Source organism: Sphingomonas abietis, from assembly GCF_027625475.1.
Lineage (GTDB): Bacteria > Pseudomonadota > Alphaproteobacteria > Sphingomonadales > Sphingomonadaceae > Solisphingomonas > Solisphingomonas abietis.
Map to the genome: position 1 here is coordinate 1,146,503 of NZ_CP115174.1, position 18,516 is coordinate 1,165,018.

Annotated in this window: 21 protein-coding genes and 3 tRNA genes; 11 read left to right on the plus strand and 13 right to left on the minus strand. The window is 68.2% G+C overall.

The genetic code is table 11. The features are described 5' to 3' along the window. Window positions 1–32: 32 nt before the first annotated feature. Window positions 33–536 (minus strand): protein-export chaperone SecB, encoded by a 504-nt coding sequence (secB, locus tag PBT88_RS05535; RefSeq protein WP_270078222.1) that lies wholly within the window; start codon window positions 534–536, stop codon window positions 33–35. 233 nt (window positions 537–769) lie between these two features. On the opposite strand from secB, the gene PBT88_RS05540 reads away from it, so the two are divergent. The 3 genes from PBT88_RS05540 (at window position 770) to PBT88_RS21020 (ending at window position 3,271) form a co-directional block, all read left to right on the plus strand. After that, window positions 770–1,432 carry a Tim44/TimA family putative adaptor protein gene (locus tag PBT88_RS05540; protein WP_270078223.1) on the plus strand — a complete coding sequence of 221 codons (663 nt, stop codon included), beginning with the start codon at window positions 770–772 and terminating at the stop codon, window positions 1,430–1,432. Next, window positions 1,429–2,664 carry a murein transglycosylase A gene (gene mltA, locus PBT88_RS05545; protein ID WP_270078224.1) on the plus strand — a complete coding sequence of 412 codons (1,236 nt, stop codon included), beginning with the start codon at window positions 1,429–1,431 and terminating at the stop codon, window positions 2,662–2,664. The genes PBT88_RS05540 and mltA overlap by 4 nt, the downstream gene beginning before the upstream one ends. Window positions 2,665–2,896: 232 nt before the next feature. Continuing rightward, entirely contained in the window at window positions 2,897–3,271 is a 375-nt protein-coding gene (locus PBT88_RS21020) for a Smr/MutS family protein (RefSeq protein ID WP_326521569.1), read from the plus strand. Window positions 3,272–3,414: 143 nt separating this feature from the next. Here PBT88_RS21020 and dapE read toward each other — a convergent pair whose 3' ends face one another. Together dapE and PBT88_RS05560 are read right to left on the minus strand one after the other, a co-directional pair. Continuing rightward, window positions 3,415–4,548: a succinyl-diaminopimelate desuccinylase gene (dapE, locus tag PBT88_RS05555; protein ID WP_270078226.1), complete on the minus strand. Its 1,134-nt coding sequence runs from the start codon at window positions 4,546–4,548 to the stop codon at window positions 3,415–3,417. Window positions 4,549–4,552: 4 nt separating this feature from the next. After that, complete coding sequence (locus tag PBT88_RS05560; protein ID WP_270078227.1) at window positions 4,553–5,224, minus strand: glutathione S-transferase; 672 nt, start codon at window positions 5,222–5,224, stop codon at window positions 4,553–4,555. Between the two features lie 569 nt (window positions 5,225–5,793). Between PBT88_RS05560 and PBT88_RS05565 the strand changes: the two genes are divergently transcribed. Beyond that, window positions 5,794–6,534, plus strand: coding sequence for a carbon-nitrogen hydrolase family protein (locus tag PBT88_RS05565; protein WP_270078228.1), 741 nt, complete (start codon window positions 5,794–5,796; stop codon window positions 6,532–6,534). A 157-nt stretch (window positions 6,535–6,691) separates the two neighbouring features. On the opposite strand, the gene yihA is transcribed toward PBT88_RS05565, so the two are convergent. The 6 genes from yihA to PBT88_RS05595 all read right to left on the minus strand — a co-directional run bounded on the left by yihA (window position 6,692) and on the right by PBT88_RS05595 (window position 10,274). After that, window positions 6,692–7,342, minus strand: a complete 651-nt coding sequence (yihA, locus tag PBT88_RS05570; protein WP_270078229.1) for a ribosome biogenesis GTP-binding protein YihA/YsxC — start codon at window positions 7,340–7,342, stop codon at window positions 6,692–6,694. Next, window positions 7,339–9,033: a membrane protein insertase YidC gene (gene yidC / locus PBT88_RS05575; protein WP_270078230.1), complete on the minus strand. Its 1,695-nt coding sequence runs from the start codon at window positions 9,031–9,033 to the stop codon at window positions 7,339–7,341. The genes yihA and yidC overlap by 4 nt, the downstream gene beginning before the upstream one ends. Before the next feature lie 40 nt (window positions 9,034–9,073). After that, window positions 9,074–9,313 (minus strand): membrane protein insertion efficiency factor YidD, encoded by a 240-nt coding sequence (gene yidD / locus PBT88_RS05580; protein WP_407696520.1) that lies wholly within the window; start codon window positions 9,311–9,313, stop codon window positions 9,074–9,076. After that, window positions 9,310–9,576 carry a ribonuclease P protein component gene (rnpA, locus tag PBT88_RS05585; RefSeq protein WP_270078231.1) on the minus strand — a complete coding sequence of 89 codons (267 nt, stop codon included), beginning with the start codon at window positions 9,574–9,576 and terminating at the stop codon, window positions 9,310–9,312. Before rnpA ends, yidD begins: the two co-directional genes overlap by 4 nt. 74 nt (window positions 9,577–9,650) lie before the next feature. Then, window positions 9,651–9,785: a 50S ribosomal protein L34 gene (rpmH, locus tag PBT88_RS05590; protein ID WP_270078232.1), complete on the minus strand. Its 135-nt coding sequence runs from the start codon at window positions 9,783–9,785 to the stop codon at window positions 9,651–9,653. Window positions 9,786–9,878: 93 nt separating this feature from the next. Further along, complete coding sequence (locus tag PBT88_RS05595) at window positions 9,879–10,274, minus strand: hypothetical protein (protein WP_270078233.1); 396 nt, start codon at window positions 10,272–10,274, stop codon at window positions 9,879–9,881. Window positions 10,275–10,356: 82 nt separating this feature from the next. On the opposite strand from PBT88_RS05595, the gene PBT88_RS05600 reads away from it, so the two are divergent. Both PBT88_RS05600 and PBT88_RS05605 read left to right on the plus strand, forming a co-directional pair. Continuing rightward, a complete protein-coding gene (locus PBT88_RS05600; RefSeq protein ID WP_270079189.1) occupies window positions 10,357–11,865 on the plus strand; it encodes a YifB family Mg chelatase-like AAA ATPase in 1,509 nt (502 codons plus the stop codon). 29 nt (window positions 11,866–11,894) lie between these two features. Continuing rightward, window positions 11,895–12,323, plus strand: coding sequence for a DUF805 domain-containing protein (locus PBT88_RS05605; protein WP_270078234.1), 429 nt, complete (start codon window positions 11,895–11,897; stop codon window positions 12,321–12,323). Between the two features lie 68 nt (window positions 12,324–12,391). Here the strand turns inward: PBT88_RS05605 and PBT88_RS05610 are convergent. The 4 genes from PBT88_RS05610 to PBT88_RS05625 all read right to left on the minus strand — a co-directional run bounded on the left by PBT88_RS05610 (window position 12,392) and on the right by PBT88_RS05625 (window position 13,875). After that, window positions 12,392–12,476, minus strand: a tRNA-Leu gene (locus tag PBT88_RS05610). 127 nt (window positions 12,477–12,603) lie between these two features. Further along, on the minus strand, window positions 12,604–12,816 hold the full coding sequence (locus PBT88_RS05615) for a hypothetical protein (protein WP_270078235.1): 213 nt from the start codon (window positions 12,814–12,816) through the stop codon (window positions 12,604–12,606). Window positions 12,817–12,942: 126 nt separating this feature from the next. Then, complete coding sequence (locus PBT88_RS05620) at window positions 12,943–13,644, minus strand: Bax inhibitor-1/YccA family protein (RefSeq protein ID WP_270078236.1); 702 nt, start codon at window positions 13,642–13,644, stop codon at window positions 12,943–12,945. Between the two features lie 3 nt (window positions 13,645–13,647). Beyond that, a complete protein-coding gene (locus PBT88_RS05625) occupies window positions 13,648–13,875 on the minus strand; it encodes a YdcH family protein (RefSeq protein WP_270078237.1) in 228 nt (75 codons plus the stop codon). 237 nt (window positions 13,876–14,112) lie between these two features. On the opposite strand from PBT88_RS05625, the gene purU reads away from it, so the two are divergent. The 5 genes from purU (at window position 14,113) to PBT88_RS05650 (ending at window position 18,510) form a co-directional block, all read left to right on the plus strand. After that, on the plus strand, window positions 14,113–14,985 hold the full coding sequence (purU, locus tag PBT88_RS05630) for a formyltetrahydrofolate deformylase (RefSeq protein ID WP_270078238.1): 873 nt from the start codon (window positions 14,113–14,115) through the stop codon (window positions 14,983–14,985). 165 nt (window positions 14,986–15,150) lie between these two features. Continuing rightward, window positions 15,151–16,275 carry an AI-2E family transporter gene (locus PBT88_RS05635; RefSeq protein WP_270079190.1) on the plus strand — a complete coding sequence of 375 codons (1,125 nt, stop codon included), beginning with the start codon at window positions 15,151–15,153 and terminating at the stop codon, window positions 16,273–16,275. A gap of 55 nt (window positions 16,276–16,330) precedes the next feature. Further along, window positions 16,331–16,407: transfer RNA gene (locus tag PBT88_RS05640), tRNA-Asp, on the plus strand. A gap of 149 nt (window positions 16,408–16,556) precedes the next feature. Continuing rightward, window positions 16,557–16,633: transfer RNA gene (locus PBT88_RS05645), tRNA-Asp, on the plus strand. Between the two features lie 275 nt (window positions 16,634–16,908). Next, window positions 16,909–18,510: a DEAD/DEAH box helicase gene (locus PBT88_RS05650; RefSeq protein ID WP_270079191.1), complete on the plus strand. Its 1,602-nt coding sequence runs from the start codon at window positions 16,909–16,911 to the stop codon at window positions 18,508–18,510. Window positions 18,511–18,516 lie beyond the last annotated feature (6 nt).

An 18,516-nucleotide genomic window follows, 5' to 3' on the forward strand; every position in this document is an offset into this window, starting at 1 on the left:
TAGCATCTGCCTGAAGATCGAGCTGGAGAGATTCAGGCCTGGCCTGCCGGCTCGCCCATCAGGCCATTCTGCTGAAGCTGCGAGAAATAGAGCGCGTTGAAGTCGATCGGATCGAGCATCAGCGGCGGGAAGCCGCCATCGCGGATCGCATCGGCGACGACGCGGCGCGCGAACGGGAAGAGCAGGCGCGGGGCCTCGCCGAGCAGGAACGGCTGGAGCGCATCGGCCGGTACGTTCTTGAGCGCGAACAGCCCGCCGTAGAGCAGCTCGAGCTTGAAGGCGACGCCCTCGGGGGCCTGCGCGGTGATGTCGATCTTGAGCGCGGTCTCGTGGATGTCGTCGGCGACGGTCTGGGTGCCGATGTTGAACTGCACGTCGATCTGCGGCTGGTTCGGCCAGTTGTAGACGGCCGGCGCGTTCGGATTCTCGAACGAGAAATCCTTGGTGTACTGCGCGAGCATGCCGACCTGCGGCTGGCTGTCCTCACCGTTCGCGGACGGCACGGTCAGGAAATCGGGGGCCTCGTTCTCGGCCATCTGGCATCATCCTCAAGCGCTGGAAGCCACGCGAAAGCCCGCGTGGCGGATCGCCCGGCGACTAGCAGCCGGGCCTTGCGAGGGCAATGGCGACGGCGATGGCGACAGCGACGTCGCGCCCCGATCGCAGGTCGATCGCCAGCGGATTTGAAACCGGCACGCTCCTCCTCTATGTAAGGGGGCAACTCATACGGAGCTTGGGGCGTTTCATTGGTCCCAAGCGTGGAGGTTCGGTGCCCCAGATCATCATTTTGGCGTGTGTTGCCCTGTTCGTCGCCTTCCGGCTCTATGCCGTGCTGGGGCGTCGTACCGGCCATGAGCAGCCGCTTGCCAAGCCCGCCGACATCCAGCAGGCGCCGCTGGTCGCGCGTCCGCAGGTCGAGCCCGTCGCCGAGCGCAAGGCCGCCGATCCGGCCGGAACCGTGGCCGCCATGATCGATCCCCATGCGCTGGACGGCGTGCGGCAGATCGTCTCCGCCGATTCGAATTTCGACGTGGCAAGCTTCCTCGATGGCGCCCGCTCGGCCTATCGCATGGTGCTGGAGGCGTTTTGGCGCGGCGACGAGGCCGAACTGCGCCGGCTGGTCGATGACGAGGTCTACGAGGCCTTCGCCGATTCGATCGCCGCGCGCCGCGAGGCTGGCGAGACGGTGGAGAACAAATTGGTCTCGATCGAGCGTTCCACGATCGACCAGGCCGGCATGTCCGCGCAGATGGCGATCGTCACCGTGCGCTTCGATGCCGATATCTCCGCGATCACCCGCGATGCAGACGGCCATGTCGTCGCCGGATCGCTGAGCGACGCGGTGCAGACCCGCGATCTGTGGACGTTCAGCCGCCATGTGAAGGCGGACGATCCCAACTGGATTCTGATCGAGACCGACGAGGCGGCATGAACCGCCGCGCGCTGGCGACGGCCACCCTGTCCTCGCTGGCGCTGGCCTCCTGCGTGGGGCCGCGCGGCGGCAACGACGTCGGGCGCGGCGAACCGCCTCGGCCGGTGCGTCCCGCACCGTCGGCGCCCGCCGTGGCCGTGGCCGGCAATGCCCTGTTGTCGGGTGTCCGGCTCGGGCCGTCGGTCGCGTCGCTGCGGATCGATCCGGCCAAGGCCGGCGCGGTGCTGGCGGCGTTCCGGACCTCCTGCGTCGCCCTCGTCAAGCGCAGCGACACTAGCGGCCTGACCAGGACGGCGGACTGGCAACCCGCCTGTGCCGCCGCCGCGAACTGGCCCGACGGCGAGGCCGCCAGTTTCTTCCCGCGCTATTTTGAGACGGCGCAGATCGGCACCGGCGATCTCTATGCGACGGGCTATTACGAACCGGAAATCCAGGGATCGCAGCAGCCCAGCCTGGGCTATGACGTGCCGATCTACGGCCTGCCGGACGACATGGTGACCGCCGACCTCGGCCAGTTCTCGCCCGATCTCAAGGGCAAGACGATCCGCGGCAAGGTGCAGGGCGGCAAGCTCGTCCCCTATCCCGATCGCGCGCAGATCCAGGGGGGCGCCATCCAGGGCCATGCGCCGGTGATCGGCTATGCGGCCGACAAGATCGCCTTCTTCTTCCTCCAGATCCAGGGGTCGGGGCAGCTGCGCCAGCCCGACGGCAGCATCGTCCGCATCGGCTATGCCGGGCAGAATGGCCAGCCTTACACCGGCATCGGCAAGTGGATGCTGGCGCAGGGGATGCTGGCACCCGGGCAGGCCTCGATGCAGGGCATCGTCGGCTGGCTGAAGGCGCATCCCGATCAGGCCGATGCGGTGATGAACCAGAATCACAGCTTCGTGTTCTTCAAATATCTCAATGGGCCGCCACTGGGCGCGCTCGGCGTGCCGGTGGCGGGGCACGTCTCGGTCGCCGCCGATCCGGCCTATACCCCGCTCGGCGCGCCGGTGTGGCTCGCGCCCGATCGGCCCGAGGCGGCGGGCCTGTGGGTGGCACAGGATACCGGCGGGGCGATCAAGGGCGCCAACCGCTTCGATACCTTCTGGGGCGCAGGCGACGAGGCGGCGCGGATCGCCGGCGGCATGTCGGCGCGGGGGCGCGCCTATCTGCTGTTGCCGGTGGGGACCGTCGAGCGTCTGAGTGGCGGGCAACAGGGCCATGACGGGCAAATCCCGCAAGCCTGACGGGGCCGAGGCCGAGGCCCTCTGGCGGCGCGTGGTCGAGGATGTGCGGCCGCTCAAGGGGCGGCGGACGCCCCGTAAGCCGGCCTTGGCCAAGTCTGGGGCGGCCGGTGGGGCGGCCGTCACTCCGTCCCCCTTGGTATCCCCCGTTCGTCCTGAGCGTGTCGAAGGACGTGCGGCAAGCGCTGCGCGAGAGGCACGTCCTTCGACTGCGCTCAGGACGAACGGTGGGAAAGTGTCCCCGTTGCGCCCCCCGCAGAACACCCTCGATGGCGGCTGGGACAAGCGGCTCAGCCGCGGCGTGGTGGCGCCGGATGCCACCATCGATCTGCACGGCTACACGCTGTCGGCGGCGCATACCCAGTTGGAGGCAGAACTAGGGCAGGCGATCGCGCGCCATGCGCGGCTGATCCTGCTCGTCACCGGCCGGCCGCCGCCACCGGGGCGCAGTCGCCTCGACAATCCGATGCGCGGCGTGATCCGCGCCTCGATCGGCGACTGGCTCCATCATTCCCGCCACGCATCGCGGATCGCGGCGGTGCGCAACGCGCACCCGAGGCATGGCGGGGCGGGGGCGCTCTATGTGATCCTGCGGCGGGTGCGGGATTAGGGCCACGGCCGTCGATCATACCCCTCCGTTCGTGCCGAGCGCAGTCGAGGTACGTGCCCCGAGGCGGCGCTCTTGCAGCCCTGTCCCTCGGCTTCGCGCGGGACGAACGGAGGTCGATCGGCCCTGGCCCGGCCCGGATCAGGCTAAGGGCGCAGCGCCTTCCTCAGCACCGCCTCGTAGATATCGGCCAGCACCCGCAGATCCTCGACCGCCACCGCCTCGTCGAGCTTGTGCATCGTCGCGTTGCACAGGCCGAACTCGACGGTCGGCGCGATCTGCGAGAGGAAGCGGGCGTCGGAGGTGCCACCGGTGGTGGAATATTCGGCGTCCACCCCGGTTACGCCCCGGATCGCGTCCGACATCAAGCTGGACAGGGCGCCCGGCGCGGTCAGGAAGGCTTCGCCCGAGATCAGCGCCTCGACGGTGCCGCGCGGGGCCTCCTCGGCGACGATGCGGCGGATTTCGGCCTCCAGCGCGGCGCCCTGCTGGACATCGTTGAAGCGGATGTTGAGCCGCGCCCCGGCCGAACCGGGGATGATGTTGGTCGCGCCGCTCGCCACCTCGATATCGGTGATCTCGAGGTTGGAGGGCTGGAACCAGGCATTGCCGTCGTCGAGATGCCAGCGCTGGAGCCGATCGAGGATGCGGACCAGCCGCGCCACCGGATTGTCGGCGAGGTGGGGGTAGGCGACATGGCCCTGGGTGCCGGGCACGGTGATCCAGGCGTTGATCGATCCGCGCCGGCCGATCTTGATCGTGTCGCCGAGCCGCTTGTCGGAGGTCGGCTCGCCGACCAGCACCATGTCCGGCCGGATGCCGCGCGCATCGAGCCAGTCGATGATCGCGCGCGTCCCGTATAGGGCGGGGCCTTCCTCGTCGCCGGTGATCAGCAGGCTGAGCGTGCCGGCATGGTCCTGCACCCGTTCGGTCGCCGCGATGAAGGCGGCGATCGCGCCCTTCATGTCGACCGCGCCGCGCCCGTAGAGCAGGTCGCCCCGGATTTCGGGCTCGAAGGCGCCGGCGGTCCAGCCCTGCCCGGCAGGCACCACGTCGCTATGCCCGGCGAAGGCGAAATGCGGCGCGCCTTGCCCGCGGATCGCGATCATATTCTCCACCGGCCCGTGCGGGGCCTCGCCGCTGGTGAAGCGGTGGACGGTGAAGCCCTGCGCCTCCAGCGCGGCGGTCAGCACGTCCTGCGCGCCGGCATCGGCAGGCGTCACGCTGGCGCAGCGGATCAGGTCTGCGGCGAGCGCCACGGGGTCGATCGGGCCGGTCATCGTCTCAACCCTGCGCCGGCAGCGTCTCGAACTTCTCGATCACCCAATCCTCGGCCTGGGCGTTGGCGATCCAGTCCTGCACGAACGGGTGCGCGAACACCGCCTGGAGATAGGGCACGGCGAAGCGCGGCAGCGGCAGCCCGTAGGAGACGATGCGGGTGCAGACCGGCGCGAACATGATGTCGACCGCGCCGAAGCCGCCGAAGAGGAACTCGCCGCCGGTGCCGAAGCGGGCGCGGGCCTGCGCCCACAGCGCGTAGAGGCGGGCGAGATCGGCCTCCACCGCGTCCGACGGCTGATAGTCCGGGAAGCGCTGGCGGATGTTCATCGAGCATTCGCGGCGCAGCGCCGCGAAGCCCGAATGCATCTCGGCGGCCATCGAGCGGGCCATGGCGCGGGCGGCGTCGTCGGCCGGCCAGAAGGTCTCGCGGCCGACCCGATCGGCCAGCCATTCGACGATCGCCAGCGAATCCCACACCACCGTGTCGCCGTCCCACAGGATCGGCACCTTGCCGGAGGAGGGGGCGAACTCGTCGCCCTCGCGGCGCTTGTCCCAATCCGCGTCGTAGAGCGGCACGACGATCTCCTCGAACGGGAGGCCGGACTGCTTGACGGCCAGCCAGCCGCGCATGGACCAGGAGGAATAGGCCTTGTTGCCGATGATGAGCTTGAGCATGGCCGCGTTGTGGTGGGCCGCGACGGCGAGGTCAACCGGGGCGCGCGCGCGGAGGGGTAACGGCGCATCAACGGCAGGGAGGGGGCAGGCTCGGGCCATGGCTGCTCCGGCCCGGTCGCGGACATCTCCCCTCCCTGAAAGGGAGGGGTCAGGGGGTGGGTTCGCCCGAGGCGGGCATGGCCGTGATACGAAAACCGACCCACCCCAACCCCTCCCTTTCAGGGAGGGGCTTTCCGGCGGCTAGCGCCCAGAGGTGGCCGTAGAACTCCCGGTTCATCGACGCCAATTGCGGACGTTCCGAGAGAGTGCGAAGCTGGCGGTATGAGCGAACCTGACGAGGACTTTTGGGAGAGGCATGATCCGTATGGAGATCGTCACAGCCGATCCATCCCTTGGTGGCTTGTGGTCATATTCATCGCGATCGTCGCGGTCGGCTTCATCGCGTGGCATGCGGTCGCGACGAGCACTGACTTCTGACCGCTATCGCCACTCTGCGGCATTCACGGCACCTGTCGGATTGCCTGAAAGCGGTCTTTCGTCATGACGTTGGGCTAGGATAGGGGTGCCGTATGCGGATCGCAGCCATCCAATGCCCGGCAATCGCCGACGATGCTGTCCGAACCTGCGAGGCCATCGTGCAGCGCCTTCGCTGGGCCACCAAGGAGGCCATCGACCTCCTTGTGTTTCCCGAGGCATACCTGCTGGGCCACTCATATGAGCCGGGGGTGATCCGTTCCCGTGCCGAAAAGGCATCGGAGGCCTTGGCCGATTTGTGCCAACAGGTTGCCACTTTCCCAGTTACGCTGGTGGTCGGCGCCTTCAACCTCGCGCCTCCGGATACCCAAAACAGCGCATTCGTCGTCGAGCGCGGGCGGATTTCCGGCCGCTATGCCAAGGCATATCCCAATGAGCCGGGAGTGGCAGCCGGACGCGAGTTTCCCACGTTCGTAAGATCGGCGATCCGCTATGGCATCAACATCTGCAATGATGCCAATCATCCCGACGCTGCCGAGCAGGTTGCGAGAGGGGGTGCTGACCTGATCCTTTATCCACTTAACAACATGTTGCCGCCCGCGACGGCCGAACGTTGGCGCGAGAAGAGCTTAGCGAACCTCGTGGCCCGCGCCCGCCAAACCCGGTGTTGGGTCGCGTCGTCGGACGTGATCGGCCAGTCTCAAGGCCTTCTGAGTTACGGTTGTACTGCCATTGTCGCTCCGGATGGGCACGTCGCAGCGCGCGTGCCGGAGCTTAGAGAAGGGGCCGCGGTCTTTGAGCTACCGGAACGGCAGCTTCAGCCTATGACGGCCTGAAACCGGTCCGGGCAGAATCCACCACTCCCGTCATCCTGAAGAAAGTCAGGATCCAGAGCCTCGGGCGTCGGCAATGACAACTCTGGATCCCGGATCAAGTCCGGGATGACGATCGAAGCGTGGCAGCGGCCCACCGAGCAGCCGCTCGGCGCCGCCCTCAGACGCTGATCGCGTCCAGCACCGCGGCGCGGAGTTCGGGGATGCCGCCGCCCAGTTCGGCCGAGGTCGGCAGGATCGACGGATAGGCGGCGACATGCTTGCGGGCCTCGGCCTCGGTCGCTTCCGTCACCGTCGCCAGCTCGCTCGCCTTGATCTTGTCGGACTTGGTGAGGACGATCTGGTAGGACACCGCCGCCCGGTCGAGCATCGTCATCAGCTCGCGATCGACCTCCTTGATGCCGTGGCGCGAATCGATCAGCACCAGCACGCGCGACAGCACGGCGCGGCCGCGCAGATAGTCGTTCACCAGATATTTCCAGCGGCGGACGATATCCTTGGGTGCCTTGGCGAAGCCATAGCCCGGCATGTCGACCAGCCGGAAGGCGAGCGGCTCGCCGACGTCGAACAGGTTGAGCTCCTGCGTGCGCCCCGGCGTGTTGGAGGTGCGCGCGAGCGACGACCGCCCGGTGAGCGCGTTGATCAGCGTCGACTTGCCGACATTGGAGCGGCCGGCGAAGGCCACCTCCGGCACGTCCGGATCGGGCAGGAAGCGCAGCTCCGGCGCCGATTTCAGGAACTCGATCTTGCCCGAGAACAGCTTGCGCGCCGCCTCGATCCGCGCGTCGGCGTCTTCGATCGCTTCCCTCATGTGCTGGTCTTCGGCGAACGGCGGTTGAGCAGCTGCATCTGGCCGACCGTGATCAGGTTGGAGGCGATGTAGTAGATCTGCAGGCCGGCGGCGAAGGGCGACATGATGAACATCATGAACCACGGCATCAGCGCGAAGATCTGCTTCTGGGTCGGGTCCATGTTCATCTGCGGGTTGAACTTGAACTGGAGCCACATCGTGCCGCCGAGCAGGATCGCCAGCACCGAGAGATGCAGGAAGCCGGTCGGCTCGAACGGCAGGAAGCCGAACAGGTTGACCGGGGTGAGCGGATCGGGCGCGGAGAGATCCTTGATCCACAGCACGAAGGGCTGGTGGCGCATCTCCAGGGTGAGCGTCAGCACCTTGTAGAGCGAGAAGAAGATCGGGATCTGGAGCAGCACGGGGAGGCAGCCGGCGAGGGGATTGATCTTCTCCTCGCGGTACAGCTTCATCATCTCCTCCTGGAGACGCGGCTTGTCCTCCTTGTGGCGCTCCTGCAGCGCCTTCATCTTCGGCTGCACCGCCTTCATCGCATTGGCGGAGCGGAACTGCTTCTGCGCGATCGGGAACATGATGGCGCGCACGATCACGGTGAGCAGCAGGATCGCCACCCCGAAATTGCCGACCTGGCGGAACAGCCAGTCGAGCAGGTAGAAGATCGGCTTCTCGACGATGCGGAACCAGCCCCAATCGATGGCATGGTCCAGCTTGTCGAAATGATAGCGGTCGTCATAGGTGTCGAGCAGCGTCGCGTCCTTGCCGCCTGCGAACAGGTAGGAGGTGGTGGTCGCGGTCTGGTTCGGGGCGACCGGGGCCGCCGCCGGCGAGAATTCCGCCTGATACTGGCCGCTGGCCGACGCGAAGGCGGCATCCACCTGGGCCTTGGGATCCGGGATCACCGCGGCGAGCCAATATTTGTCGCTGAAGCCGAGCCAGCCGCCGGTCGACTGGAATTTCTGGCCGGCGGCGCCCGCCTCGTCCAGATCCTTCCAGTTGGTCTTGTACTGGGCGATGCCGCCCATCACGCCGATCGGGCCGACATGGGCCTGCCAGCTCGACGGATCCTTGGACGGGCCGGTGCGCGAGACGAGGCTGTAGGGGCGCAGCGCGATGGGCCGGCCGGCGCCGTTGGTGACGCTCTGCTGGACGGTGAACAGGTAATTCTCGTCCACCGACAGCTTGATGGCGAAGCCCTGGCCCTGCTGGTTGTTCCAGGTGAGGGTGACCGGCTTGCCGGGGGCGAGCACGTCGCCGGTCGCGGTCCACAGCGTATTGGCGTCGGGCAGCGCGACATTCTGGCCGCTCCAGCCGAAGCCGGCGAAATAGGCGTCCTTCGTGCCCTGCGGCGAGAACAGGCGAACCGGGGGCGAATCCTTGGCGATCGTATCGCGCTGGGTGGTCAGCGTCAGGTCGTCGATCTGGGCGCCCTTGAGGTCGATCGATCCGGCGAGCTTGGGGGTCAGGATCTTCACGCGCGGCGTCTGCGCCAGCACCTTGTTGCGGTCCTGCACCTGCGCAGGCGCGTTGGCGGCCGCGACGGCGGGCGGGGTCAGTGGCACGGTCTTGCCGTTGACGATCTGGGTCGCCGGCTTGTTCGCGGTCGGGAAGAACTTGTCCGAGAGCAGCGCCCAGCCGAGCAGCACGAGCGCCGACAGCACCAGCGCGGTGATCATGTTACGCTGTTCGTTCACCTGAACCCCCGAAAAATCCGTAGCTTAATGATGCCCATGATCAGGGCACCGGATCATAGCCGTGGCCGCCCAGCGGGTGGCAGCGGCAGATGCGCCGCGCCGCCAGCCAGGAACCGCGCGCCGCGCCATAGCGCGTCCAGGCCTCGATCGCATAGGCCGAACAGGATGGCGTGAAGCGACAGGTCGGCCCCATCATCGCGGACGGCCCCGCCTGCCAGGCCTTCGCCACCAGCACGAGGCCGCGCGTCAGCACCTGCCGCGAACGGGGGCGGGCGATCATTTCGACAGCTTTTTGAGCGCGGCGCCGAATTCGTCGCGGAGCACGGCATAGTCGCGCTCGATCCCGCCGGCCCGGCCGATCAGGATATGGTCGGCGCCGGCGATGCCCTGCGTCGCCAGCAGATCGCGGCCGAGCGCCCGGAAGCGCCGCTTCATGCGATTGCGGACGACGGCGTTGCCGACCTTCTTGGTAACGGTGATGCCGAGCCGGATGGCCGGATCACCGTCGTCGCGCTTCTTCACCAACAGCACGAAACCGGGCATGGCCCGGCGCGCGCCTCCGTTCGCCGCGAGGAAATCCGCGCGGCGCCGAATGATGGTGAATGAGTCCTCTTGGCTCAGGCCGAGAGCGACTTGCGGCCGCGCGCGCGGCGGGCGGCGAGGATCTTGCGGCCCGAAGCGGTCGCCGAGCGGGTGCGGAAGCCGTGGCGGCGCTTGCGCACGAGGTTGCTGGGCTGGAAAGTGCGCTTCATGGGGTCGGTCCTCGAAGATCGAATAACGAAAAAGGGCCACCGAACGGGCGGTGACCTCGATGCCGGGGCCGATAGGCAAAAGGGACGGCGGAGTCAACTGCGGGGTGACCCGGCCGGTCCATGCAAGGCACCGGGGGCAGCACGGGCGGATGCGCCGGCCAGCGCCAGTTTGTCCCGTTCCCGGCGGCGCTGGGCGCTGCCCCGGCGCAGCACGCGATCGACCAGCGCGCCCATGCGCGGCCAGCGCCGCTTGGCCCGGACATAGACGCGCTTGGCCCAGGGCGAGGTCTGCAGCACCAGCGCGAATCCGGCGGCGAACAGGAAGATGCCGCCCGGGCCGGGCAGCAGGCCGACGATCGGCGCGGCGACGATCAGCAGCCAGCCGCCGAAGAAGATCGCGTGACGGATGCCGTGCGTCCGCTTCCCCCTTCGCCATCGCTCGCGCCATGTCATGCCGGATGCCATGCCGGCAATTTGGGGTGCCCTCATGACGGATGCAATCATGGCGGAGGCGCTGGACAGGGCCTGCGCCAGCGCTAGGGTTGGCGATGGGGTGCAAACAGGGGGTGGCGTGGTCGCGATCGTATCGACCGTGGCGTTTCTGGGGCTGGAGGCGCGCACCGTCGAGGTGCAGGTCCAGCTGTTGCCCGGCCTCCCCAACTTCATCGTCGTGGGCCTCGCCGACAAGGCGGTGGCCGAAAGCCGCGAGCGGGTGCGGGGCGCGCTGGGCGCGATCGGGCTCGCGCTGCCGCCCAAGCGAATCACCGTGAACCTGTCGCCGGCCGACCTGCCCAAGGAGGGATCGCATTTCGACCTGCCGATCGCACTGGCGCTGCTGGCGGCCATGGGCGTGGTCGATGCCGAGACGCTGAGCGACTATGTCGCGGTCGGCGAACTCGGCCTCGATGGCCGGATCGCGCCGTCGCCCGGCGTGCTGCTCGCCGCCCTCCACGCCTCCGCACTGGAGCGCGGGCTGATCTGCCCGGCGGCGCAGGGGCCGGAGGCGGCGTGGGCGGGGCGGATCGAGGTGATCGCGGCGCCCGACCTGCTGGCGCTGATCAACCATCTGAAGGGCAGCGGCCAGATCGCGCCGCCCGCCGCCGGCCGGGCCGATCCGCCCGCGCCGGGTCCGGATCTCCGCCAGGTGAAGGGGCAGGAGACGGCCAAGCGCGCGCTGGAGATCGCGGCGGCGGGCGGCCATAATCTGCTGATGGTCGGGCCGCCGGGCGCGGGCAAGTCGCTGCTCGCCGCCTGCCTGCCCGGTATCCTGCCCGAGCTGACGCCTTCGGAGGCGCTCGAAGTCTCGATGGTCGCCTCGGTCGCCGGCGAACTGCCCGGCGGCCGGCTGATCCGCGCGCGGCCGTTCCGGGCGCCGCATCATTCCGCGTCGATGGCGGCGCTGACCGGCGGCGGCCTCAGGGTGCGGCCGGGCGAGGTGAGCCTCGCCCATCTCGGCGTGCTGTTCCTCGACGAGCTGGCCGAGTTTCAGCGCCCGGTGCTCGATTCGCTGCGCCAGCCGATCGAGACCGGCCGGGTGACGGTGGCGCGCGCCAACGCCCATGTCACCTTCCCGGCGCGGGTGCAGCTGATATCGGCGATGAATCCGTGCCGTTGCGGCCATCTCGGCGATCCGGCGCTGGCCTGCGCGCGCGCGCCGCGCTGCGCCGCCGACTATCAGGCCAAGGTCAGCGGGCCGCTGCTCGATCGCATCAACCTCCATGTCGAGGTGCGCGCGGTCTCCGCCGCCGATCTGGTGCTGCCGCCGCCGGCGGAAGGATCGGCCGAGGTCGCCGCGCGGGTCGCGACGGCGCGCGCGATCCAGACCGATCGCTATGCCCCGCACGGGCTGCGCACCAATGCCGAGGCGGATGGCGAACTGCTCGATGCCGTCGCCGGGCCCGATGAGGCCGGTCGTCGGTTGCTGGCGCAGGCGGCGGAGGCGATGCGGCTGTCGGCGCGCGGCTATCATCGGGTCTTGCGGGTGGCACGCACGATCGCCGATCTCGCCGGCAGCGACGGGGTGGGGCGCGGGCATGTCGCCGAGGCGCTGAGCTATCGGCGGCGGCCGCCGGTCAACTGATCCAGACGGATCGAAAGAGGGACGAAGCGATGGAATGGATGATCCTGCCGCTCAAGCGGTACGCGCAGTTTTCGGGGCGCGCCCGGCGCAAGGAATATTGGATGTACGTGCTGTTCCTCACGATCGTCGCGGTGATCGCCGCGATCGTCGATACGGCCCTCGGCTTCGGCCAGACGACCGCCAACGTGACCGCGAGCAGCGCTTTCTATGGCTGGCACAGCAACGGGCCGATCGGCGCGATCTGGCTGGTCGCCAACCTGGTGCCGATGCTCGCAGTCGGCATCCGCCGGCTGCACGACATCGACAAATCGGGCTGGTGGCTGCTCATCTCGTTCGTGCCGCTGGTCGGCGGGATCGTGCTGCTGGTTTTCACCTGCCTGGAAGGCACGCGCGGCCCCAACCGCTTCGGCCCCGATCCGCTGTCGCCGACCGGCGATCTGCGGGAGACATTCCGCTAAGCCAGCCTGATGCGTCGTCTCCGCCCCGGACCTGCGGTGCGGAGACGATGCCTGATCATGCTGTCGGTTGGTGCGGGCGGTCGGGCTCGAACCGACACTCCTTGCGGAACTGGATTTTGAGTCCAGCGCGTCTACCAATTTCACCACGCCCGCGTCCGGCCGCGAAGCAGCGCCCGGGGGCGCATCGCGGCTGCGGTCGCCCGATGCCATAAGGCTGGGCCGCCCGTCCAGCCTTTTGCAGCGACGGGCCGAATCCCGATGATGGAATGGGGATCGCCGCTCAGCCTTCGAGCGCGCCGGTGCCGATTGCGGAGGAGATCATCGCCGCCGCGCGCTCGCGCTGGGCGATGCCGAAGGCGATCGAAACCCAGTGGGCGGATTGGCGCCCGGCATTGGCGCCGCCGGCCATCTGCCAGTGCGCCAGTGCCTCTTCCACGGTGAGCCCGCGCTCGTCTGCGGTGTCGATCACATGCCGGATGAGGGAAGAATCCATGGCGTCTGGATGAGGGATTCTGCTTACCGCCGCCGCAAGGAACATGGTTAATATGCGGGGATTAGACGTAAGGATATGGTCGCGCCCCGCCGGACGGCGCCGGCTGTCCGGCCGGCGCCGCCTGTCTCAATCATTGCGCTGGCCGGTGAAATTCAGCAGCAATTGGAACAGGTTGATCAGGTTGAGATAGAGGCCGAGCGCGCTCATCACGGCCAGTTTCTCGGCCTGCTCGGTGCCGGCATAGGCGAAATATTCGCTCTTCGCGCGCTGGGTGTCCCAGGCGGTCAGGCCGGTGAACACCGCCACGCCGACCAGCGAGATGATGAGCTGCATCATGCCCGATCCGACGAAGGCGTTGATCAGCGAAGCGGCGACCACGCCGATCAGGCCCATCATCAGGATGTTGGCGAAGCGCGAGAGATCGCGCCCGGTGGTATAGCCCCACAGGCTGGTGCCGCCGAACATGATCGCCGCGACCAGAAAGGTCTGGGCGATGCTGGCGCCGGTGAAGACCAGGAAGATGCTCGCCAGCGATACGCCCATCACCGCGGCGAAGGCGAAGAAGGTGAGGCGCGCGGTGCCGACCGTCATCCTCTCGATCCGGAACGAGAAGAAGAAGACGAAGGCGAGCGGGGCGAGCATCGCCACCCATTTGAGCGGGGTGCCGAAGATCGCGGCGGTGAGCGCCGGCGAACTCGCCACGCCGAGCGCGGTGGCGGCACTCAGCAGCAGGCCGAGGCCCATCATGCGGTAGATGCCGAGCATGTGGCGGCGCAGGCCGGCATCGCGATCGGTCAGCCGGGCGGTGGTGCGGAAACTGTTTTCCATGATTCAGCCCTCCTGCAAGGCGGGGTGGAGCCGGCGCAGCGCGATACGCGCGGCACGGCGGAACTGGGCGGCGTCCGGATAATGGCGGAACAGCCGGTCCTTGATCGCGAGGCGGCGCTTCTTGAGCTGGGTGAGGCGCAGGCTGTCGGGCAGGCGACGCTGAAGCTCGCGGCGAATCTCGCGGTTGATCAGCCGGTGGGCGGCGATCAGGCGTTCGATCATGGCGTTCATAGGAAAATCCTCCATCGAATTGTCTTCGATCGAGGCGTTCGGCGGGGAGGGGGACTGGGAAAATGTCGTCCGAACCTGCACCGAGCGCGCTCGATGCGGTCCGACATCACGGGGCTTGGGTAAAGCCGCCGCCAGAGGGGCCCGGTCCGCATCGATAAGGTAGGGCGCGCGCAGGCGCCGTCAAGGGGTGCTTTCCCGCGCCGTGCGCAACCGCTATCGGCGCGACCCGGAGGTGCCATGACCGAGACCCATATCCTGACCCTGTCGTGCGAGGATCATCCCGGCATCGTGGCCGGCGTGGCGACCGCGCTGGCCCGCCACGGCGCCAATATCCTGGAGGCCCAGCAGTTCGACGATCTGCTGACCGGGCGCTTCTTCATGCGCGTGGAGTTTTCGCTCGCGATCGGGAGCGGGATCGACGCATTGCATGACGGGTTCGGGGCCACCGCCGCCGAACATGGCCTGAACTGGTCGCTGCGCTCGACCGCGCAGCGCAAGCGGGTGCTGCTGCTCGCCTCGCGCTTCGACCATTGCCTGGCCGACCTGCTCTATCGCTGGCGGACGGGCGAGCTCGCGATCGATCCGGTCGGCATCGTCTCGAACCACCCGCGCGAAACCTACGCGCATCTCGATTTCGGCAGCATCCCCTTCCACTATCTGCCGACGGTGGCAGGCGGGGGCGGCGGGGGCGGCAAGGCCGGGCAGGAGGCGCGGGTCCGCGCGGTGGTGGAGGAGAGCGGCGCCGATCTGGTCGTGCTGGCGCGCTACATGCAGATCCTGTCGGACGAGATGGCGGCCTTCCTTTCCGGGCGCTGCATCAACATCCACCACAGCTTCCTGCCGGGCTTCAAGGGCGCCAAGCCCTATCACCAGGCCCATGCGCGCGGCGTGAAGCTGATCGGCGCGACCGCCCATTTCGTCACCGCCGACCTGGATGAGGGGCCGATCATCGAGCAGGATGTCGAGCGCGTCAGCCATCGCGACATGCCCGACGATCTCGTCCGCAAGGGCCGCGATATCGAGCGCCGGGTGCTGGCCCGTGCGGTGCGGGCGTTCTGCCAGGATCGGGTGCTGCTCAACGGCGCGACCACGGTGGTGTTTCCCGCCTGATGGCCGTCGATTGGACCGCCTGACGGCGTTCCCGAAGCGGGGGCGGCCTGCTAGGGTCGCTGTACGGAACGATCGGGGCGAGGACGGATGGAGCGGCAGGCCGAGGACGAGCTGATGGACGCGACACCGATACCGGTGCCGCCATCCGATTCGCGCTGGGCGGCGATGGTCGTCGGCGGCTATCACCGCGATCGGCTGCTGGCGGCGATGGCGTTGATCCTCGGCATCGGGCTGGTGCTGGCACTGCCCTTCGCGCTCCGGGCCGGTGCCGAATTCTTCCTGCCGATCACCGCCGCGCTGGTCGTCGCGATCGCGCTGGTGCCGCTGCTCGAATGGCTGGAGCGGCGCGGGCTGCCGTCGGCGCTGTCCGCCTTGCTGTGCCTGGTCTTCTTCCTCGGCATCGCCAACATGGCAATTGCGGCGATCGTCGTGCCGGCCTCCAACTGGGTGGCGGTGCTGCCCAAGCGGATCGGCATGATCAAGACGACGGTGCGGCCGCTGGTCGAGGTCTATGCCCAGCTCAACCGGTCGGTCGGCGAACTCGCCAACACGATCATGGTGTCCAAGACCCACGCCCGCACGGTGACGATCGATACGCCGAACTCCTTGCTCTCGCTGCTCACCACCTCGGCGCCGTTCGCCATCATCCAGTTCTTCTTCGGGATGCTGGTGATCTTCTTCTTCCTGTCGGGCTGGACGCGGGCGCGCCGCCACACGATCACCAGCCGCGCCAGCTTCGACAGCGCGATGACGCTGGCGCGCGTGATCCAGGAGGTGGTGGACCGCACCTCCAGCTACATCGCGACGATCACCACGATCAACGTGACGCTGGGCTGCATCCTGGCGGTGGCGGTCTATTTCGTTGGCCTGCCGACGCCGCTGATGTGGGGCGGGCTCGTCGCGTTGCTGAACTATGTGCCCTATCTGGGGCCGGTCGGTTGCGTGGTGCTGCTCGCGCTCGGCGGCCTGATGACCTTCGCCGATCCCTGGTACGCCGCCACCCCGCCGCTGATCTTCATCGGCCTGCACCTGATCGAGGCCAATGTGGTGACGCCGATGATCGTCGGGCGCAAGCTCACGCTCAGCCCGCTGCTGATTCTCGTGTCGCTCAGCTTCTGGGGCTGGGTGTGGGGGACGGTGGGGGCGGTGCTGGCGGTGCCGCTGCTGATCATCATCCATACCGTGCTGGATACCGCCGGAAGGCCCGATATCGCGGGTTTCCTGTTCGAGCGGGGCACGCTGGGCGGGACGCCGAAGAAAGATTCGAATGATCCACCGCCGTTCGCTTGACAGGGTGGGGAGGCTCCCTTAGAGGCCCCTCCACCCCGGCAACGGGGGCGCCCACGCGGGTGTAGCTCAGTTGGTTAGAGCGCCGGCCTGTCACGCCGGAGGTCGCGGGTTCAAGTCCCGTCACTCGCGCCATTTTCCCGGAATTGGCCTGGCTTCGCGATCAGCGGAGGACAGGCGAACGGGTCCGCCCGGCGGATCGGGAAAGGCGCCTGTCTTGTTGGCCGGAATGGCTCGTCGCTGCGGCGTCGTCCATTCCCATCCCCCGGAAACGGGGCACCCACGCGGGTGTAGCTCAGTTGGTTAGAGCGCCGGCCTGTCACGCCGGAGGTCGCGGGTTCAAGTCCCGTCACTCGCGCCATTTCCCCGAAATGCCTCCGCCACCGCTGCCGCGCTGCACAATTTCAGCAGGGCATCTTGCTTTTCGCGACATCCGCGTCCATATGCCGCCTCGCATCAGCGGCCCGAGATGGCTGCCGGATCGGCGTTGCGTGATTGGGATCACCCCTGATGGGTGGTCTGAGCGCCCGAACCCACGATGATGCTTTGCCTGAAGGCTGCCCTTTTCACGCGGGTCGTCATCGAACCCGCACCCGCGTGTTCGCATGATCTGCGACCATGCGCCGTGCCCTTTGCATGGAAGACATCCCTTTGACCCAGTTTTCAGACCTCGGTCTTGCCGCCCCGATCCAGCAGGCGCTCGCCGCCGAGGGCTATACCACGCCGACGCCGATCCAGGCGCAGGCCATCCCCAAGCTGATGGAAGGCCATGACCTTCTCGGCATCGCGCAGACCGGCACCGGCAAGACCGCCGCCTTCGGCCTGCCCGCGCTCCACCATCTCCACACCCACGCCAAGCCGCGCCCCGCCAAGGGCTGCCGGATGCTGATCCTCGCGCCGACCCGCGAGCTGGCCAGCCAGATCGCCGAGAGCATGAACACCTATGGCAAGGGCCTGCGCCTGTCCGCCATCACCGTGTTCGGCGGCGTGCCGATCAACCGCCAGATCCGCCAGCTCCAGGCCGGTGTCGACATCCTCGTCGCCACGCCGGGCCGCCTGCTCGACCTGATCGACCAGCGCGCGCTGACCTTGAAGGACGTCGAGATCTTCGTGCTCGACGAGGCGGACCAGATGCTCGACCTCGGCTTCATCCATGCCCTGAAGCGCATCGTGCCGCTGCTGCCGAAGAAGCGCCAGTCGCTGTTCTTCTCGGCGACGATGCCCAAGACGATCGGCGAACTGGCCGACAAGTTCCTGACCAACCCGGTCAAGGTCTCGGTCGCGCCGGTTTCGTCGACCGCCGAGCGCGTCGATCAGTATATGACCTATGTGAACCAGGGCGAGAAGCAGGCGCTGCTCACCCTCAAGCTGCGCGAATATGAGATCGGCCGCGCGCTGGTGTTCAGCCGCACCAAGCATGGCGCCGATCGCATCGTCCGCCATCTTGCCGCCGCGGGCCTGTCGGCCGGCGCGATCCATGGCAACAAGAGCCAGCCGCAGCGCGAGCGCACCCTGCTGGACTTCCGTGCGGGCAAGGTGCCGATCCTGGTCGCCACCGACATCGCCGCGCGTGGCATCGACGTCGACGGCGTCACCCACGTCTTCAACTTCGACATCCCCGATGTCGCCGAGCAATATGTCCACCGCATCGGCCGCACCGCGCGCGCCGGCGCGTCGGGCATGGCGCTGGCGTTCGTCTCGCCGGAAGAGCGCGGCAACATGCGCGACGTCGAGAAGCTGACCCGCGTCAAGCCGACCGAGCTGCCGCTGCCGGAGAATTTCGTCACCGAGCAGAAGCGCCTGCCGCTGCCCGCCGCCGGTTCGCGCGACGATCGCGAGCGCGATGCGCTGGGCGCGCGTGGCCGCAATGACGGCCGGGGCGGCGGTCGTGGCCGTCCGCAGCATGGCCAGGTCCATCGCGGCGGCACCAACCGCGACACGTCGCGCGATGCCGCGCCGCGTGGCCCGGTCGGCAATCCGCTGACACGCCCCGAGGGCGGCCGCGGCCATAGCGGCAATGCCCGTCCCGGCGGCTGGAGCCCGGTCGCCGGCGGTGATCGTCCGGAGCGCGCCGAGCGGGGCGATCGCGTCGTTCGTTCGCAGGGTGATCGGCCCCAGCAGCCGCGCGGCGATCGCCCGCAGGGTGCGCGTCCGGCCGGTGGTCGCCCGACGGGTGGCCGTCCCGGTGGCGGCAACTTCCGTGGTGGCCGTCCGGGTGGCGCGCGCCGCGAGGGCTGATCGGCC

Coding starts and splice junctions, on each gene's coding strand:
- secB (WP_270078222.1), bottom strand. CDS start 536: ATGGCCGAGAACGAGGCCCCCGATTTCCTGACCGTGCCGTCCGCGAAC.
- mltA (WP_270078224.1), top strand. CDS start 1,429: ATGAACCGCCGCGCGCTGGCGACGGCCACCCTGTCCTCGCTGGCGCTG.
- dapE (WP_270078226.1), bottom strand. CDS start 4,548: ATGACCGGCCCGATCGACCCCGTGGCGCTCGCCGCAGACCTGATCCGC.
- PBT88_RS05560 (WP_270078227.1), bottom strand. CDS start 5,224: ATGCTCAAGCTCATCATCGGCAACAAGGCCTATTCCTCCTGGTCCATG.
- PBT88_RS05565 (WP_270078228.1), top strand. CDS start 5,794: ATGCGGATCGCAGCCATCCAATGCCCGGCAATCGCCGACGATGCTGTC.
- yihA (WP_270078229.1), bottom strand. CDS start 7,342: ATGAGGGAAGCGATCGAAGACGCCGACGCGCGGATCGAGGCGGCGCGC.
- yidD (WP_407696520.1), bottom strand. CDS start 9,313: ATGATCGCCCGCCCCCGTTCGCGGCAGGTGCTGACGCGCGGCCTCGTG.
- rnpA (WP_270078231.1), bottom strand. CDS start 9,576: ATGCCCGGTTTCGTGCTGTTGGTGAAGAAGCGCGACGACGGTGATCCG.
- rpmH (WP_270078232.1), bottom strand. CDS start 9,785: ATGAAGCGCACTTTCCAGCCCAGCAACCTCGTGCGCAAGCGCCGCCAC.
- PBT88_RS05595 (WP_270078233.1), bottom strand. CDS start 10,274: ATGAGGGCACCCCAAATTGCCGGCATGGCATCCGGCATGACATGGCGC.
- PBT88_RS05605 (WP_270078234.1), top strand. CDS start 11,895: ATGGAATGGATGATCCTGCCGCTCAAGCGGTACGCGCAGTTTTCGGGG.
- PBT88_RS05615 (WP_270078235.1), bottom strand. CDS start 12,816: ATGGATTCTTCCCTCATCCGGCATGTGATCGACACCGCAGACGAGCGC.
- PBT88_RS05620 (WP_270078236.1), bottom strand. CDS start 13,644: ATGGAAAACAGTTTCCGCACCACCGCCCGGCTGACCGATCGCGATGCC.
- PBT88_RS05625 (WP_270078237.1), bottom strand. CDS start 13,875: ATGAACGCCATGATCGAACGCCTGATCGCCGCCCACCGGCTGATCAAC.
- purU (WP_270078238.1), top strand. CDS start 14,113: ATGACCGAGACCCATATCCTGACCCTGTCGTGCGAGGATCATCCCGGC.
- PBT88_RS05635 (WP_270079190.1), top strand. CDS start 15,151: ATGGTCGTCGGCGGCTATCACCGCGATCGGCTGCTGGCGGCGATGGCG.
- PBT88_RS05650 (WP_270079191.1), top strand. CDS start 16,909: ATGGAAGACATCCCTTTGACCCAGTTTTCAGACCTCGGTCTTGCCGCC.